This window comes from Streptomyces carpinensis, from assembly GCF_002154505.1.
GTDB lineage: Bacteria > Actinomycetota > Actinomycetes > Streptomycetales > Streptomycetaceae > Streptomyces > Streptomyces carpinensis.
In genome coordinates this window covers 16,630-32,517 of sequence record NZ_MUBM01000205.1, presented here as the reverse complement: position 1 = coordinate 32,517, position 15,888 = coordinate 16,630, and the positions used below count along the sequence as shown (strand labels likewise).

Annotated in this window: 12 protein-coding genes and 1 riboswitch; of the genes, 7 read left to right on the top strand and 5 right to left on the bottom strand. The window is 72.2% G+C overall.

Going from position 1 to position 15,888, the window contains the following annotated elements; genetic code table 11:
* Positions 1 to 113 precede the first annotated feature (113 nt).
* The 3 genes from BZY54_RS26535 to BZY54_RS26525 all read right to left on the bottom strand — a co-directional run bounded on the left by BZY54_RS26535 (position 114) and on the right by BZY54_RS26525 (position 4,028).
* A complete protein-coding gene (locus BZY54_RS26535) occupies positions 114 to 872 on the bottom strand; it encodes a M23 family metallopeptidase (RefSeq protein ID WP_086727847.1) in 759 nt (252 codons plus the stop codon).
* Positions 873 to 884: 12 nt separating this feature from the next.
* A riboswitch (cyclic di-AMP (ydaO/yuaA leader) is annotated at positions 885 to 1,045 on the bottom strand.
* A 224-nt stretch (positions 1,046 to 1,269) separates the two neighbouring features.
* Positions 1,270 to 2,658: a M16 family metallopeptidase gene (locus BZY54_RS26530; RefSeq protein ID WP_086727846.1), complete on the bottom strand. Its 1,389-nt coding sequence runs from the start codon at positions 2,656 to 2,658 to the stop codon at positions 1,270 to 1,272.
* Positions 2,655 to 4,028 (bottom strand): M16 family metallopeptidase, encoded by a 1,374-nt coding sequence (locus tag BZY54_RS26525; RefSeq protein WP_244217347.1) that lies wholly within the window; start codon positions 4,026 to 4,028, stop codon positions 2,655 to 2,657. The genes BZY54_RS26530 and BZY54_RS26525 overlap by 4 nt, the downstream gene beginning before the upstream one ends.
* 672 nt (positions 4,029 to 4,700) lie before the next feature.
* Between BZY54_RS26525 and BZY54_RS26520 the strand changes: the two genes are divergently transcribed.
* The gene (locus BZY54_RS26520) at positions 4,701 to 7,157 is read left to right on the top strand and encodes a DNA gyrase/topoisomerase IV subunit A (protein WP_086727845.1); all 2,457 of its coding nucleotides are present in this window, start codon (positions 4,701 to 4,703) and stop codon (positions 7,155 to 7,157) included.
* Here the strand turns inward: BZY54_RS26520 and BZY54_RS26515 are convergent.
* On the bottom strand, positions 7,154 to 8,329 hold the full coding sequence (locus BZY54_RS26515) for a CobW family GTP-binding protein (RefSeq protein ID WP_086727844.1): 1,176 nt from the start codon (positions 8,327 to 8,329) through the stop codon (positions 7,154 to 7,156). The genes BZY54_RS26520 and BZY54_RS26515 overlap by 4 nt on opposite strands.
* A gap of 318 nt (positions 8,330 to 8,647) precedes the next feature.
* On the opposite strand from BZY54_RS26515, the gene BZY54_RS26510 reads away from it, so the two are divergent.
* Together BZY54_RS26510 and BZY54_RS26505 are read left to right on the top strand one after the other, a co-directional pair.
* Positions 8,648 to 9,199, top strand: coding sequence for a DUF6082 family protein (locus tag BZY54_RS26510; RefSeq protein ID WP_086727843.1), 552 nt, complete (start codon positions 8,648 to 8,650; stop codon positions 9,197 to 9,199).
* Between the two features lie 172 nt (positions 9,200 to 9,371).
* Complete coding sequence (locus tag BZY54_RS26505; RefSeq protein ID WP_086727842.1) at positions 9,372 to 9,608, top strand: hypothetical protein; 237 nt, start codon at positions 9,372 to 9,374, stop codon at positions 9,606 to 9,608.
* A gap of 170 nt (positions 9,609 to 9,778) precedes the next feature.
* Here the strand turns inward: BZY54_RS26505 and BZY54_RS26500 are convergent, their stop codons facing one another.
* Positions 9,779 to 10,945, bottom strand: a complete 1,167-nt coding sequence (locus BZY54_RS26500; RefSeq protein WP_086727841.1) for a citrate synthase/methylcitrate synthase — start codon at positions 10,943 to 10,945, stop codon at positions 9,779 to 9,781.
* A gap of 108 nt (positions 10,946 to 11,053) precedes the next feature.
* On the opposite strand from BZY54_RS26500, the gene BZY54_RS26495 reads away from it, so the two are divergent.
* The 4 genes from BZY54_RS26495 to BZY54_RS26480 all read left to right on the top strand — a co-directional run bounded on the left by BZY54_RS26495 (position 11,054) and on the right by BZY54_RS26480 (position 15,880).
* Positions 11,054 to 12,307 carry a citrate synthase gene (locus BZY54_RS26495; RefSeq protein WP_086727840.1) on the top strand — a complete coding sequence of 418 codons (1,254 nt, stop codon included), beginning with the start codon at positions 11,054 to 11,056 and terminating at the stop codon, positions 12,305 to 12,307.
* 54 nt (positions 12,308 to 12,361) lie between these two features.
* Positions 12,362 to 13,324, top strand: a complete 963-nt coding sequence (locus tag BZY54_RS26490; protein ID WP_086727839.1) for a sucrase ferredoxin — start codon at positions 12,362 to 12,364, stop codon at positions 13,322 to 13,324.
* Positions 13,325 to 13,460: 136 nt separating this feature from the next.
* Entirely contained in the window at positions 13,461 to 15,203 is a 1,743-nt protein-coding gene (locus tag BZY54_RS26485; RefSeq protein ID WP_086727838.1) for an ATP-binding protein, read from the top strand.
* The gene (locus BZY54_RS26480; RefSeq protein ID WP_086727837.1) at positions 15,200 to 15,880 is read left to right on the top strand and encodes a response regulator; all 681 of its coding nucleotides are present in this window, start codon (positions 15,200 to 15,202) and stop codon (positions 15,878 to 15,880) included. The genes BZY54_RS26485 and BZY54_RS26480 overlap by 4 nt, the downstream gene beginning before the upstream one ends.
* The last annotated feature ends 8 nt before the right edge of the window (positions 15,881 to 15,888 follow it).

The window sequence follows — 15,888 nt, the reverse complement described above, 5'->3', positions numbered from 1 at the left end:
ATTTCCGACGGCGGGCCGGAATCCATGGATATCTTTTGGACAGCACCCCGTCCGGAACACCGAAAGCCCCGGCACGGTCGGCCGGGGCTCTCGAGTGTGGCTGCGCGGGTCGCTCAGACGTTCACGCCATGCTTGCGGAGGTAGGCGATCGGGTTGATGTCGGAGCCGTAGTCCGGGGTGGTGCGGGCCTCGAAGTGGAGGTGCGGTCCGGTGGTGTTGCCGGTCGCGCCGGACAGGCCGATCTGCTGGCCCGGGGTGACCTTCTGGCCCACCGAGACGCCGATGGACGACAGGTGACCGTACTGGGTGTACATGCCGTCGGCCATCCTGATCACGATCTGGTTGCCGTACGCCCCGCCCCAGCCGGTCTGGACGACGGTGCCGACACCGACGGCGTGGACGGAGGTGCCGCTCGCGGCGTGGAAGTCGATGCCGGTGTGGGAGCCGGAGGACCACAGGGAGCCGCCGGTCTTGTACCCGGTGGAGACGTACGAGCCGGGGATCGGCGACACGAAGGTGTTGAGGCGCTTGCGCTCGGCCTCGCGGGCGGCGCGCTCCTTGGCCTCGCGCTCCTTCTTCGCCTCCTCGGCGGCCTTCTGGCGCGCGGCCTCCTCGGCCTTCTTCTGCTCGGCGGCCTGCCGCTGGGCGGCGGCCTGGGCGTCGATCTTCTCGGCGAGGGAGTCGCCGATGGTGATGACCGGGGTGAGACCGGTCTCCTCGGGGGCGGGAGCCTCGGCGGCCAGGGCCGGGGCGGCGGCCAGGGTGCCGAGGACACCGGTGGTGGTGAGGGCCGCGACACCCGCGGCGCGGGCGGTGGTGCGGTGTATCCGGCTGGGGCGGCGATGCTTCCCGGTGGCGCGCGTGAACGCCATGTAGACGTTGGTCCTTTCCTTCCCTCTCGCCTACCGGGTTAGCTGACGGGTTCGGAGCAGGAAGGTCTCCTACGGACCCCTCGCTGCGCGCGGGTGTCCGATTCACCCCAGGGACTGGGTGGGTCCCCGGCTCCCCTGGCTCGCGCCGTACGGGGACTCGGCGATGGCTGTCCGGTGCCGCGGGTGCGGCGCACTGCCCGACGAACAGCCTGACCGACGCTAAGGGGGGCTGCTTTCAATTCCCAAACCGATCCGGGGTTTTGTAGCGCAAGCCACAGGGCAGACGGGCAGCCTCTCGCCCAATTCGGACATGGTGGGGCCCTGGTGACGCTTCGGTCACCAGGGCCCCACGCGCGCGTGCCGTCCGCCGACTGCCGGACGGCGTTCCTGAGGGTCGCTACTCGGCCGCGACGACGGTCACTTGGCCGATGCCCAGCGCCTCCACGGGCTCCTTGATCTGCGCCGCGTCACCGACGAGGATCGCCACCAGGCGGTCCACCGGGAAGGCGTTGACGACCGCCGCGGTGGCCTCCACCGTGCCTGTCGCGGCGAGCTGCTGATAGAGCGTCGCCTGGTAGTCGTCGGGCAGGTGCTGCTCGACCTGGTCGGCCAGCGTGCTCGCCACGGCGGCCGCCGTCTCGTACTTGAGCGGCGCCACGCCGACGAGGTTCTGCACGGCCACGTCCCGCTCGGCGTCGGTGAGGCCCCCGGCGGCGAGCTTGCGCAGCACCGTGAAGAGGTCCGCCAGCGCCGGGCCGGTGTTCGGCGTGTCGACCGAGCCGCTGATCGCGAGCATCGCGGCGCCCGAGCCGTCGGGGGCCGAGCGCAGCACCTGGCCGAACGCCCGGACACCGTAGGTGTAGCCCTTCTCCTCGCGCAGGACGCGGTCCAGGCGGGAGGTGAGGGTGCCGCCGAGGCAGTACGTGCCGAGCACCTGGGCGGGCCACACACGGTCGTGCCGGTCGGGGCCGACACGGCCGATGAGCAGCTGGGTCTGGACGGCGCCGGGGCGGTCCACGATGACCACGCGGCCGGTGTCGTCGGCGTTCACCGCCGGCACGGGCCGCGGCTTGGCCGGCGAGCCGGTCCAGGCGCCCAGGGTCTCGCCGAGCAGCTCGCCGAGGTCGATGCCGGTGAGGTCGCCGACGACCACGGCGGTGGCCGTGGAGGGGCGCACGTGCCGGTCGTAGAAGGCACGCACGGCCGCCGAGTCGATGCCGCGGACGGTCTCCTCGGTGCCCTGGCGCGGACGCGACATGCGCGCCGTGGCAGGGAACAGCTCCTTGGAGAGCTCCATGGCGGCGCGGCGGGAAGGGTTGGCCAGCTCGTGCGGGATCTCGTCGAGCCGGTTGCGCACCAGCCGCTCGACCTCGGAGTCGGCGAACGCGGGCGCCCTGAGGGCGTCGGACAGCAGGCCGAGTCCCTTGGCCAGGCGGGAGGCCGGGACCTCCAGACTCAGCCGTACGCCGGGGTGGTCGGCGTGCATGTCGAGGGTGGCGCCCGCACGCTCCAGCTCGGCGGCGAACTCCTCGGCGGAGTGCTTGTCGGTGCCCTCGGAGAAGGCCCGCGCCATGATCGTGGCGACACCGTCCAGGCCGGCCGGCTCGGCGTCCAGAGGCGCGTCCAGCAGCACCTCGACGGCGACGACCTGCTGGCCGGGGCGGTGGCAGCGCAGGACGGTCATCCCGTTGTCCAGCGTGTCACGCTCGGGCGCCGGGAACGCCCACGGCTTGGCCTCGCCCGCCTTGGGCTGGGGGTGGAAGTCCATCGTGGCGAGCTCGGTCACTTCGCCGCCTCCTCGGTGTCGTCGGTGGCCGCGGCGTCCGCGTCCTGGGCGTCGCCCGCTTCGGTCGTGTCGGCGGCGGTCGGCTCGTAGACGAGCACCGCGCGGTTGTCGGGACGCAGACGGGCCTTGGCGACCTCCTGGACCTCCTCCGGCGTCACCTCCAGCACCCGCTTGACGGCGGTCAGGGCGAGCTGCGGGTCGCCGAACAGGACGGCGTAGCGGCACAGTTCGTCCGCGCGGCCCGCCACCGTGCCGAGCCGGTCCAGCCACTCGCGCTCCAGCTGGGCCTGGGCACGCTCCATCTCCTCGGCCGTGGGCCCCTCCTCGGCGAACCGGGCGAGCTCCTCGTCGATGGCGGTCTCGATCACCGGGACCTCGACGTCGCCGGAGGTCTTCACGTCCAGCCAGCCCAGGGAGGGCGCCCCGGCCAGCCGCAGCAGGCCGAACCCGGCCGCGACAGCGGTGCGGTCGCGCCGCACCAGACGGTTGTACAGGCGGGAGGACTCGCCGCCGCCCAGGATGGTCAGCGCGAGGTCGGCCGCGTCGCACGCGCGCGTGCCGTCGTGCGGGAGCCGGTAGGCGGCCATCAGGGCACGCGCCGGGACCTCTTCCTCGACGACCTCGCGCAGCTGCTCGCCGATGACCTCGGGCAGCACGCCGTCGCGGGGCGCCGGCTTGCCGTCGTGGGACGGGATGGAGCCGAAGTACTTCTCGATCCAGGCCAGGGTCTGCTGCGGGTCGATGTCGCCGACGACCGAGAGGACTGCGTTGTTGGGCGCGTAGTACGTGCGGAAGAACGCGCGCGCGTCCTCCAGGGTGGCCGCGTCCAGGTCCGCCATGGACCCGATGGGCGTGTGGTGGTACGGGTGGCCCTCCGGGTAGGCGAGGGCGGTCAGCCGCTCGAAGGCGGTGCCGTAGGGGACGTTGTCGTAGCGCTGGCGGCGCTCGTTCTTGACGACGTCCCGCTGGTTCTCCATCGACTCGTCGTCCAGGGCGGCGAGCAGGGAGCCCATGCGGTCGGCCTCCAGCCAGAGGGCGAGCTCCAGCTGGTGGGCGGGCATGGTCTCGAAGTAGTTGGTGCGCTCGAAGCTGGTGGTGCCGTTCAGCGAGCCGCCGGCGCCCTGCACCAGCTCGAAGTGACCGTTTCCCTTGACCTGGCCGGAGCCCTGGAACATCAGGTGCTCGAAAAGGTGAGCCAGGCCGGTGCGTCCCTTGACCTCGTGGCGGGAGCCGACGTCGTACCAGAGGCACACCGCCGCGACCGGGGTCAGGTGGTCCTCGGAGAGCACCACGCGCAGACCGTTGGCCAGGCGGTGCTCGGTCGCTGTCAGGCCGCCGGAGCCTGCCTCGGCTGTGGCCGTGTGACCCATGGGCATGTACGTCCCTTCGATCGCGGTGGCGGTCTGGAAACCGCCCTTTCCTGCCAGTCCTGCCACTGTATGCAAGCGCACGGACCCCTGGCGAAGTTCCCGGAGGCCGTACGCCGAAAGCGAGAGGGAAAGACAGCCGGGACACGTTCCGGAACGAGGGGGCGGACGGGAGCCGGCGAGGGTGTCGGTCGCGGATCACCGCGGGACGCCGGATGCCGGTACCGGGCACCGTCACCGAGGGCGTCGGGTTCGTCACGGAACGGTGCGCAGTGAGGGCACGGCCGGTCGCCGGGGCGCGGGCCGGGGCGGTCGGGAGCGCTCGGCCGGGGTAGTCCGTGGCCGTCGGCCGGGGCGGTCCAGGGCCGACGAAAGGGGCGATCGGAAGCCGTCGGCCAGGGCGGTCGGGGGCTCGGAGCGGCCCCTCGGCGGGGCGGGGTCGGGCGGTCGGGTGGGCGGAATGAGGCGGGGTCTGGTCCGACTTGTCAGTGCGGCGGTCCACAATGGTCCGCGTCAGATCCCGTCACACGCTTCAGCAAGAGTGAGCCGAAGTGGCGCGCCGGTGTCGACAGGGCGGCTCGTGAAGGGCCCGGAGGGCTGAGCACGGTCGCCCCGTCGGCATCGGCACGAGCGCCCCGTAGGCGAGCGATCAGAGTTCAGGAGGAGCCGGCAGCGATGGCCCGCCGCAGCACGAAGACCCCGCCGCCCGACGACCCGTACGAGGAGAAGATCCTCGACATCGACGTCGTCGACGAGATGCAGGGCTCCTTCCTCGAGTACGCGTACTCGGTCATCTACTCCCGCGCCCTGCCGGACGCCCGGGACGGTCTCAAGCCGGTGCACCGGCGCATCGTCTACCAGATGAACGAGATGGGCCTGCGCCCCGAGCGCGGGTACGTGAAGTGCGCCCGCGTCGTCGGCGAGGTCATGGGCAAGCTCCACCCGCACGGCGACGCGTCGATCTACGACGCCCTGGTGCGCCTGGCCCAGCCGTTCTCGATGCGCGTCCCGCTCGTCGACGGCCACGGCAACTTCGGCTCGCTGGGCAACGACGACCCGCCCGCCGCCATGCGGTACACCGAGTGCCGCATGGCCGAGGCGACGAGCCTGATGACCGAGTCGATCGACGAGGACACGGTCGACTTCGCCCCCAACTACGACGGCCAGGAGCAGGAGCCGGCGGCCCTGCCCGCCGCGTTCCCGAACCTGCTGGTGAACGGCGCCTCGGGCATCGCCGTCGGCATGGCCACGAACATGCCGCCGCACAACCTCGGCGAGGTGATCGCGGCCGCCCGGCACCTGATCCGGTACCCGAACGCGGATCTGGACGCGCTGATGAAGCACGTACCGGGCCCCGACCTGCCCACCGGCGGCCGCATCGTCGGCCTGTCCGGGATCCGCGACGCCTACGAGACCGGCCGCGGCACGTTCAAGATCCGTGCCACGGTCTCCGTGGAGACCGTGACGGCCCGCCGCAAGGGCCTGGTCGTCACCGAGCTGCCGTTCACGGTCGGCCCGGAGAAGGTCATCGCCAAGATCAAGGACCTGGTCGGCTCGAAGAAGATCCAAGGGATCGCCGACGTCAAGGACCTCACCGACCGCGAGCACGGACTGCGCCTGGTCATCGAGATCAAGAACGGCTTCGTGCCGGAGGCGATCCTGGAGCAGCTGTACAAGCTGACGCCGATGGAGGAGTCCTTCGGCATCAACAACGTGGCGCTGGTCGACGGCCAGCCCCTCACGCTGGGCCTGAAGGAGCTCCTGGAGGTCTACCTCGACCACCGCTTCGACGTCGTACGGCGGCGCAGCGAGTACCGCCGCGGCAAGAGGCGCGACCGGCTGCACCTGGTCGAGGGCCTGCTCACGGCGCTGGTGGACATCGACGAGGTCATCCGCCTGATCCGCTCCAGCGAGAACTCCGCGCAGGCCAAGCAGCGCCTGATGGAGCGCTTCTCGCTGAGCGACGTGCAGACCCAGTACATCCTCGACACGCCGCTGCGCCGCCTGACCAAGTACGACCGCATCGAGCTGGAGGCGGAGAAGGACCGGCTCACGGCGGAGATCGAGGAGCTCACCCGGATCCTGGACTCGGACGCGGAGCTGCGCAAGCTGGTCTCGGTCGAACTGGCCGCGGTCGCCAAGAAGTTCGGCAGCCCGCGGCGCACGCTGCTGCTGGAGACGGGCGCCGTCCCGGCCGCGACGGTGCCGCTGCAGGTGGCGGACGACCCGTGCCGTGTCCTGCTGTCCTCGACGGGCCTGCTGGCCCGCACTGCGGACGGCGAGCCGCTCCCGCACGAGGAGGGCGGCAGGCGGCACAAGCACGACGTGATCGCCTCAGCGGTCCCCGCCACCGCCCGTGGCGAGATCGGTGTGGTGACCTCGGCCGGTCGTCTGCTCCGCGTGAACGTCGTCGACCTGCCCCAGTTGCCGGAGTCGGGGTCGGCGCCGAACCTGTCGGGCGGCGCCCCGCTCGCGGAGTTCGTCTCCCTGGAGGACGACGAGACGGTGGTCTGCCTGACCACGCTGGACGAGTCCTCGCCGGGCCTGGCGCTGGGCACCGAACAGGGTGTCGTCAAGCGCGTGGTTCCCGACTACCCGTCCAACAAGGAGGAGTTGGAGGTCATCACCCTCAAGGAGGGCGACCGGATCGTCGGCGGAGCCGAGCTGCGCACCGGGGAGGAGGACCTGGTCTTCATCACGGACGACGCCCAGCTCCTGCGCTACCAGGCCGCCCAGGTCCGGCCGCAGGGCCGCCCGGCCGGCGGCATGGCGGGCATCAAGCTCACCGAGGGCGCCAAGGTCATCTCGTTCACGGCCGTGGACCCGGCCGTGGACGCGGTGGTCTTCACGGTCGCCGGCTCCCGCGGGACGCTGGACGACTCCGTGCAGACGACGGCCAAGGTGACGCCGTTCGACCAGTTCCCGCGCAAGGGCCGGGCCACCGGCGGTGTGCGCTGCCAGCGGTTCCTGAAGGGCGAGGACTGCCTCTCGTTCGCCTGGGCGGGCGCCACTCCGGCCCGTGCCGCCCAGAAGAACGGCAACCCGGCGGAACTCCCGGACATCGACCCGCGCCGCGACGGCTCGGGCGTGTCGCTGACGAAGACGGTGGCGGCGGTGGCGGGACCGGTCTAGGACATCGGGTCCTCGAGGACCGGTTCGTCGAGGACCGGCTCCTCGGGAGCCGCTCCCTGGTGGTCGGGTCCGTCGTGGCCCGGTTCCTCGGGGCCTCGTACGTAGCGCAGGACGCCCCACATGCCGTGCTCGTCGGCGTGCGGGGCGTTCTCCTTGCACGCCTTGAGTTCCTCGCCGAGAACCGGTGCGTCGATGCCGGAGCCGATGAGCACCAGCTGGGTGAGGCGCGGCTGCCGGCCCGCGGGCCAGGGCTCCGGGTAGAACCGCAGGAAGCGCCCCACGGCGTGCACGGCGTAGCGGTTGCGCGGGTCGTGCGGGCCGAAGTCGACGTACCCCTTGATGCGGTAGAGGCCGTCGGGCCGGCTGTCGAGGAACCGCATCAGCCGGCGGGGGTCGAGCGGCAGGTCGGAGACGAAGGAGAGGCTGTCGTAGCCGGCGTGCAGGTGCCCGGCGTGGCGGCCGTGCGCATCGTCCTCCTCGCTCGTCCCCAGGTCGTCGAAGGACAGCTGCCCGATGCGCTCCCCGCGCGGCCTGCAGTCGAAGAGGAACTCCGGGTCGACGCGGCCGTAGGAGGCCGGGACGACGGCGGCCCGGTCGACGAGGGACCGTACGAGCCCGAGCACCCTGTCGCCGTCGTCGACCCGGTCGGCCTTGTTGACCACGACGAGGTCGGCGAGCGCGAGATGCCGGTCGATCTCGGGGTGCCTGGCACGGGTGTCGTCGAACTCGGCGGCGTCGACGACCTCGACGAGACCGCCGTACACGACCCTGGGGTTCTCGCTGGCCAGCAGCATGCGGACGAGTTCCTGTGGCTCGGCGAGCCCGCTGGCCTCGACGACGACGACGTCGATGCCGACCTCGGGGCGGGTGAGCCGGTCGAGGTACCGGTCGAGCTCGCCGGGGTCGACCGCGCAGCACAGGCATCCGTTGCCGAGGGAGACGGTGGAGTCGCCGAGTGCTCCGGCGACCGCCATGGCGTCGATCTCGATGGCGCCGAAGTCGTTGACGATCGCGCCGATACGGCTGCCGCCGCTGTGGTGGAGGAGGTGGTTGAGGAGGGTGGTCTTTCCGGAGCCGAGGAATCCGGCGAGCACGACGACCGGGATCCGCCCACCGGTCCCGCCCGCGCCGGCACTCGCGTTCGGATCCGGGTTCCGGCTCGGCTGGCTCACCGCGCGACCTCTCTCACACCTACGCGTGCACCGGCTCACGGCCGCGGTGCACCTACGACAACTGAATGCCGACCCAGGATACGAGCCGCGCGAATCACGCCGAAGTGAACGATTGTTAGCAGCACTTGCGGGGCAGACGTTGGACATGGCGCCGGAGCGTGCGACCCTCGCTTCCCTCCGTGCGCCTCCTCTCCGCCTCCCCGCCGATCAGAGCCGCTCGGCACCCTGGGAGACGGCAAGCGCCGCCCACCGCTCGCCGGTCCCTGCAATCGACCCGCACCCGACGACCGGCGGACGGCTGCCTGATCGGGGGTTGACATGAGCACACGGAAGAACACCGCGGGGAGGTTCGGCTCCACCGCGGCCGCTCTGCTGCTCGCCGGCGCCGGCCTGGGGCTCGCGGCACGTCAGCGGCGCCTCGAGGCGGAGCGCCTGCAGGCGCGCCGGCTGGAACTGGAGGAACTGGCGTCCCGGCGCAGAGCTCTGGCAAACCAGCAGCGCATGCACTGGGAACTGCTGGCGAGGGCGATCGACGATCCGTCCCTGGCCGCGGTCATCGACACCTACGACACGAGCATCCCGGCGGAGAAGCGGCGTCAGTACCTCTACGCCAACGCCTGGTACATCAACCTCTACCACCTCTACCGGGCCGGACTGCTGGATCAGGAGGAGTTCTACGGGCACGCGCGGGAGCTCTTCCAGAATCCTGTGATGCGGGAGTACTGGGAGGCGTCCAAAGGACAGCGCGCCACGCTGAAGCAGTCGTCCGACGAAGCGAGGATCGGCCACATGGTCGACGGGCTCATCCAGGACCTCGACGACGCCGACACGGACGAATGGTGGGTGGTGGGCAATCCGCCGTCCGCCTAGGGTGCGCACGCGGCGACCATCGTGGACGCCCCGGGTTCACAGAGCGTCAACCCAGTCACGCTGGGCGACACGACGGGCCGCTTTCGCGCATCAGCAACATGGGTCTCTGGAACACCATTAATCTGCTGAACCACCACTGTGTTCCCAGATCATTGGTAAGGACCGGTACCCCTTGAAAATCGTGCGCCGCATCGGTGTGCCTCCCCGTGCCCGCGGCAGTGCCTCAGGAGCCAACTGCCCGGACGTCTTCGAGCTGAGCGACGGAAACTTCGCCGTCATCGGCACCGAGGCCACCGAGACGCTAGAGCGGGAGCTGCCAGCCGACGCCTCCCGCGCCGACTACGAACGCATCGTCGTCGTGAGCCGGGAGACCCTGATCCGCGCCAAGGCGGACATCCCCGACGCCTGACACCCACCCGAGGCCGCGTCCACCCCGAGAGCGTCCCGTCCCGTACCGGCCGCACGCGCAACCGCCCACAGAGCCGGACCGCCCCTCCGGCGAGCAGCCGGCACCCCGTCCCTGCTCGACGGCCACCGATGAGGCCTGGCGCCAGAACGGCACCAGGCCGCACGCGTCCCTCAGGCCGCCTCCGGCACCTTCACGGGCGGCACCGGCCCGACGTACCTCGCCGCCGGCCTGATGATCTTCGAGTCCTCCGCCTGCTCCAGGACGTTCGCGCTCCAGCCCACCACCCGCCCCGCGGCGAAGGTCGGGGTGAACATCTCGCGGGGCAGGCCGCACAGCTCCATGACGACGCCCGCGTAGAACTCGACGTTGGCGTGGAGTTCACGGCCGGGCTTCAGCTCCGCGAGAATCGCCTCGACACGGCGTTCGACCTCGACGGCGAATTCGACCCGCGGCCCGCCGAATCCCTGGGCGATCTCACGCAGCATGCGGGAGCGCGGATCCTCGGTGCGGTAGACGGCGTGGCCGAAGCCCATGATGCGGTCTCCGGCGAGGACGCGGGCACAGATCCAGGAGTCGATCCGATCAGGGGTGCCGATCGCGTCCAGTGTGTCCAGCGCCCTGCTGGGCGCGCCTCCGTGCAGGGGCCCCGACAGCGCCCCCACCGCTCCCACGAGGCAGGCGGCCACGTCCGCCCCGGTCGACGCGATGACCCGTGCCGTGAAGGTTGACGCATTGAACCCGTGGTCAATGGTTGAGATCAAGTACTGCTCGATCGCCCGCGCCCGCCGTGGATCCGGCTCGGAACCCGTCAGCATGTAGAGGTAGTTCGCCGCGTACGAGAGGTCCTCGCGCGGCTCCACGGGGGCGAGCCCCTTGGCCAGCCGGTGCAGCGCGGTGAGCAGTGTCGGCACGGCCGCACAGGCGACGAGGGTGTCCTGGCGGCGACGGTCGGCGTCGATGTCGTAGACCGGGCGGAAGTCCTTCGCCGCGCCCAGCAGGGACAGCGCGGTGCGCATGCCGGCCAGCGGGCCGGAACGCCGGCCCGCCGCCGCGATCGCGGGCAGGGCCGACCGCACCTCGTCGGGCAGCCTGCGCAGCGCGGCCGTCTCCGCGGCGAAGGCGGCACCGCGTTCGGCGTCCGGCAGCCCGCCGTGGACCAAAAGATGCCAGACGTCCTCGAAGCTGCGGGTCCGGGCCAGTTCGACGGCCGAGTACTGGCGGTAGTGGTAGAAGCCCTCGAGCCCGCGGACGTCACCGATTCGGGTGTCGGTGACCACGACTCCCGCGAGTCCCCGCGGCGCGTCGACAAGAGTTGCTGCGGCCCTGTTGCTGGACATGTTTCCTCCCATGGACTTGATCTGCACTGTCCAGCGTTGACTGAGTAGCTGTCAATATTGATTGAATCAATGCTTGCACAAGGGCCGGAGGCGGATACGGTGAGCTCCATGCGCGATCAGCAACCCGCCGTCGACGCCGCGGAGCGGCGGCTGACCACCAAGGAGACCGCCGAGCTGCTCGGGGTGAAGCCCGAGACCGTGTACGCGTACGTGAGCCGCGGTCAGCTCAGCAGCCGCCGCGGTCCGGGCGGCCGGGGCAGCTCCTTCGACGCCAAGGAGGTCGAGGCGCTCGCCCGCCGCAAGCGGAGGGACGCAAGCGCCGCGGACTTCAGCGGGGAGCTGTCCGTGCGGACCCGGATCACCCTCATCGACAAGGACCGCTACTACTTCCGCGGCGTGGACGCCGCGGAGCTGGCCGCCCGGCACACCTACGAGGAGATCGCCGAGTGGCTCTGGACCGGGCGGCTGCGCCCCGGAGTCACCTTCACCGCGCCCGACGCCTCCGTCGCCGTGGCCCGCCGCGCCGTGGACGCCCTGCCCGAGCACACGGGGCCCACCGACCGGCTGCGGGTCGCCGCGATCGCGGCCGCCGCGGCGGACCCGCTGCGGTTCGACCTGTCGGAGGACGCCGTGCTCGGCACCGCGCGCGTGCTCATCCCGACCCTCGTCACCGCGCTGCCGCCGGTCCGGCACGACCACCGCGACCAGGGCCCGCTCGCCCACCGGCTCTGGGCACGGCTGACCGGTCGCCCCGCCGACGACGCCTCACTGCGCGTGCTGGACACCGCGCTGGGCCTGCTCGTCGACCACGACCTGGCCGCCTCGACGCTCGCCGTGCGCGTGGCCGCCTCCGCCCGCGCGCACGCCTACGCCGCCGTCTCCGCGGGGCTCGGCGTGCTCGAGGGCCCGCTGCACGGCGCGGCCGGCGGACTGGCCCACCGGCTCATCCTCGAGGTGCTGGACCGGGGCTCCGCCGGGCCCGTCATCGCCGACGAGCTGCGCGAAGGCCGCCGCATCCCCGGACTCGGCCACCGCCTCTACCCGGGCGAGGATCCACGCGCGCGTGCCCTCTTCGCCCTCCTGGAGGACATCCCGCGGGCCGCCCCGGCCCTCGCCGCCGCCCGCGACATCGTCGCCACGACCGCCCGTCACACTCCGCTGCACGCCAACGTCGACCTGGCCCTGGCCGTGTTCACCGCCTCCTCCGGCATGCCCTCCAGCGCGAGCGAGACGATCTTCGCCGTGGCCAGGACGGCGGGCTGGATCGCCCACGCCCTGGAGGAGTACGGGGAGCGCCCGCTGCGCATGCGCCCGAGTGGCCGGTACGTCGGTCCACGGCCTCCGCAGCCACTGCCGGAGTAGATCGTTCCGAGCGCCGAACACTGCTGCGCGCCAACTCAGGTTAGGCTCGCCTGTGTGAGTACGTGCGCGACCGTCTCCCGGCAGCTCCACGAGCCGATGTCCGCCACCGCGCCCACGGCGACCACGTGGCTGCTGCTGGAGCAGCCCGGCCCCTGGGGCGCCAGGGCGCTCACCTCCAGCCACCTCGACCCGGACCTGGGGCGCTCCCTGGAACGGGCGGCTGAGGGCACCGGCGTCCGTGTCGCGCTCATCCGCCGCCCGGGGCGGCACGCCGACTGCCGCACCCCGTCCGTGCGCCATGTATATGCCGCACACACGGTTCCGGGCGACGCATGGCTGCACAGCGCCATGACCGTCGACCCCGCGCGGTTGCTGGGTCTCGACTTCGCCGCCCTGGGCAGGGGCGATCACCACAGCTTCGACGCGGCGCTGGGCGGCAGGCCGCACACGGGCGACCCACTCGCCCTCGTCTGCACCAACGGCAAGCGCGACCGGTGCTGCGCCCTGCTCGGCCGGCCGCTCGCGGCCACACTCGCCGCCTCCGGGGTGCGGGGAGCCTGGGAGGTCACTCACCTCGGCGGCCACCGCTTCTCGCCGACCCTGCTGATCCTGCCGTACGGGTACGCGTACGGCAGGGCCGAGGCCCACGCCGTCAAGGACGCCCTGCACGGCGTGCGGGAGGGCCGGGTGGTCCTGGAGGGCTGCCGTGGCCGCACCGCCTGGGAACGGCCCGGACAGGCGGCGGAGCTGGCGGTGCGCACGGCGTCCGGCGAGCACCGCGCGGACGCGCTGAGCGTTGTACGCACCGAGAGCCTGGACACCGACGGCGACGCACCGCGCTGGGAGGTGACCGTCGCCCACGCCGACGGACGCCGGTGGCACGTGACCGTGGTGCGGGGCGTCGCCGAGCCGCCCCACCCGGAGAGCTGCGGCGCGGCGGTGCTGGGCGGGCCGACCCGCATGGACGTGACCGCGGTGCGCGAGCTGACGGTCGCCCGGTCGGTACCCGCCCGCTGAGGCGGGGCATGTGACCGCGCGCGTCCCCTGGAACGGGACCCGGCCGCTCGGGCTGCCGGGCACCCGGGATCCGGCCACGAGATCCATGCCACACCCCCCTGGGGCAGTCACCGCCCGCCGACGTACGGTCGTGGGCATGAGCCCCACTCCCCCCGCGCGCCGCCTGCGCCTCGGCCTGCCACGGCGGGTGTTCTCGCAGGTGCTGCTGATGCAGTTGGCGATCGCCGCTGGAGTGGCGGTCCTGGCGACCGGGCTGTTCCTCGCGCCGCTCAGCCATCAGCTGGACGACCAGGCGATGCGCCGCGCGCTCGCCATCGCCGAGACCACCGCACAGAACCCTCAGGTCGCGCACGACCTGCAGAACTCCGCGCCGACCGTCGGCGGCCCCGTGCAGAAGGAGGCGGAGCGGATCCGCAAGGAGACCTCCGCCGAGTACGTCGTGGTGATGGACGTGCGGGGCGTGCGCTGGTCGCACACCGATCCGAAGCAGATCGGGCGGACCGTCTCGACGGACCCCACTCCCGCACTGGCGGGCAGGAAGGTCATGCAGATCGACACCGGCACCCTGGGCCGCTCGGCCCGGGGCAAGGTGCCGCTGTACGACGACGACCACCGCATCATCGGCGCGGTCTCGGTGGGCATCGCCTACGACAGCGTCCGCGCCAAACTGATCGATGCCATACCGGGGCTGCTCGCGTACGCCGGTGGCGCCCTCGCGGTCGGCGCGCTGGCCGCCTGGCTGATCTCCCGGCGGGTCCAGCGGCAGACGAGGGACCTGGCCTTCTCGGACATCGCGGCCCTGCTCGCCGAGCGGGAGGCGATGCTGCACGGCATCCGGGAGGGCGTCGTGGCCCTCGACCGCCACGGCCGTGTCCGGCTGCTCAACGACGAGGCCCGGCGCCTGCTCGGCATCGGTGACGAGGCGGTCGGCCGGTCGCTCGACGAGGCGCTCGGCGAGGGCCGTACGACCGACGTGCTGGCCGGGCGGGTGACGGGCACGGATCTGCTCACCGTGCGCGGGCAGCGCGTCCTGGTCGCCAACCGCATGCCCACCGACGACGGAGGCGCCGTCGCCACCCTGCGCGACCGCACCGAGCTGGAGCAGTTGGGCCGGGAACTGGACTCCACCCGCGGACTGATCGACGCGCTGCGCGCGCAGGACCACGAGCACGCCAATCGCATGCACACGCTGCTCGGGCTGCTGGAGCTGGAGATGTACGACGACGCGGTGGAGTTCGTCGGGGAGGTCGTCGGCGACCACCGAGCCACCGCGGAACAGGTCACCGAGAAGATCCAGGACCCGCTGATCGCCGCCCTGCTGGTCGGCAAGGCGACCGTCGCGGCCGAGCGCGGGGTCGCACTGTGGGTCTCGGACCGGACCCGGCTGCCGGACCGGCTGGTCGATCCCCGGGGCCTGGTGACGGTCGTCGGCAACCTGGTCGACAACGCGCTCGACGCGGTGGCGGCGACCCCGCACGCGCGCGTGGAGGTCGAACTGCGCGCCGAGGGACGCACCGCCGTCCTCAGGGTGCGCGACACGGGGCCGGGGATCCCGGCGGACCAACGGGACCTGATCTTCACGGAAGGGTGGTCCACCAAGCAGCCGCCGGCACACGGCAAGCGCGGCATCGGTCTCTCCCTGGTGCGCAGGCTCGCCGAGCGGCAGGGAGGCCGGGCGACGGTGGGCGAGGCGCCCGGCGGCGGCGCGGAGTTCACCGTCGTGCTGCCCGAGGCGCTGGCCGAGCCGGACCTCGCGTCCGCGGACCCCACGCCGGCGGACCCGGGAACCGCGGACCCGGGAACCACGGACCTGGAATCCGCGGAGCTGCAGCCCTCTCTCACCGCCGCCCTCGAGACGTCCGAGGAGGAGTCGCGATGATCGAGGTCCTGGTCGTGGACGACGACGCCCGGGTGGCCCGGGTCAACGCGGCCTATGTCGAGAAGGTGCCGGGCTTCCACGTCGCGGGCGAGGCGCACACCGCAGCCGAGGCGCTGCGCCGGCTGGAGACGCTGCCGCGCCTGGACCTGGTCCTCATGGACCACTACCTGCCCGACGAGACGGGTCTGACGGTCGTGCGGGAGATGCGTCGGCGCGGCCACCAGACCGACGTGATCATGGTGACGGCGGCGCGGGACGTGGCGACCGTCCAGGCCGCGATGCGGCACGGGGCGCTGCAGTACCTGGTCAAGCCGTTCGGCTTCGCGGGCCTGCGGGTCAAGCTGGAGGCCTATGCGGAGCTGCGCCGCACGCTGGACGGCGGTGGCGAGGCGGAACAGGCCGAGGTGGACCGGATCTTCGGGGCCCTGTCCGCCCCGGCCGATCCCGGGCTGCCCAAGGGGCACTCCCCCACCACCGCCGAACTCGTCCGCCAGTCGCTGATGACGGCCGAGGGCCCCCTGTCGGCCCAGGAGATCGCCGACCGGACCGGGGTGAGCCGGCAGACCGCCCAGCGCTACCTCAAGCTGCTGGAGCGCACGGGGCGGGCCAGGCTGACCCTGAAGTACGGCGACGCGGGCCGCCCGGAACACCGTTACGTGTGGGCGACCCGCGTCTGAGACACGGC